The organism is Aquimarina agarivorans (assembly GCF_000218485.1).
Taxonomy (GTDB): Bacteria; Bacteroidota; Bacteroidia; order Flavobacteriales; family Flavobacteriaceae; genus Aquimarina; species Aquimarina agarivorans.
The window spans coordinates 1-763 of the sequence record NZ_AFPB01000005.1 but is presented as its reverse complement, the minus strand read 5'-3'; the positions used below and the strand labels follow the sequence as shown (position 1 = coordinate 763).

The window sequence follows — 763 nt, the reverse complement described above, 5'->3', positions numbered from 1 at the left end:
TTTAAGTCGGTTCGAAAAGTCTGTGTTTTTTTGTTAGGTCGCCAAATCTTTTGATTTGGCTTTATTTAAAAAAGATAAATCAAAATGCAAAAGTTTGGCTTAGTGCAAAACCGAAATTAATCGCTTGTCCTCTGCCCTAAATGCCATATATTTAACGTTAGCTGTAATCTGACCAAACAATCGAAAATGGGATTATTTGATTTTTTTAAAAGAAACAAAAAAGAACCTGAAAATACCACCGAAGAAATCCAAGTTTTGGAAAAACCAGATTTTACGGAAATTGACTTGGGAAAACTTGAGGATTATTACGATTGGACTTTAAAGTTTGGAAATAGAAAAATTAATTTGGATTTAAATTTTGAGACGGAATCAACAAATCAATCTGAATTAAATCAAATACTTGAATTCGTGAACAGAATACCTGAATTTGATAATCAAAATCGGAGGTATATAAAAGCTGACTTTGAACAAGAAGTAAGTATGACATCGGACTATTTGAATTTCTATCTTGACGAACTTGACGAAAGTGAATTAGATGGAGTAATCGACTTGAAAAATCGTAAAAAATCAAGAAATAGTCTTTTAATGGAGCAACTGAAATTAATAAGAGTTGGAATTTATCCGCAAGCTTCTTATTTAGCAACTTTCGACTACTCAATTGATATAGATGGAGAACCTTGTAATCAGCTTTTAGTATTAAATATTAATCAAGATGGAACTTTGGATTATATAACGTGGGAAAGTTAAAAAAGACTACAGCTAA

1 protein-coding gene is annotated in these 763 nt (G+C 30.5%); it reads left to right on the top strand.

Annotated elements, in window-relative coordinates; genetic code table 11:
• Positions 1 to 186 precede the first annotated feature (186 nt).
• Positions 187 to 747, top strand: coding sequence for a DUF2004 domain-containing protein (locus GMC_RS0100045; RefSeq protein ID WP_010520210.1), 561 nt, complete (start codon positions 187 to 189; stop codon positions 745 to 747).
• Positions 748 to 763 lie beyond the last annotated feature (16 nt).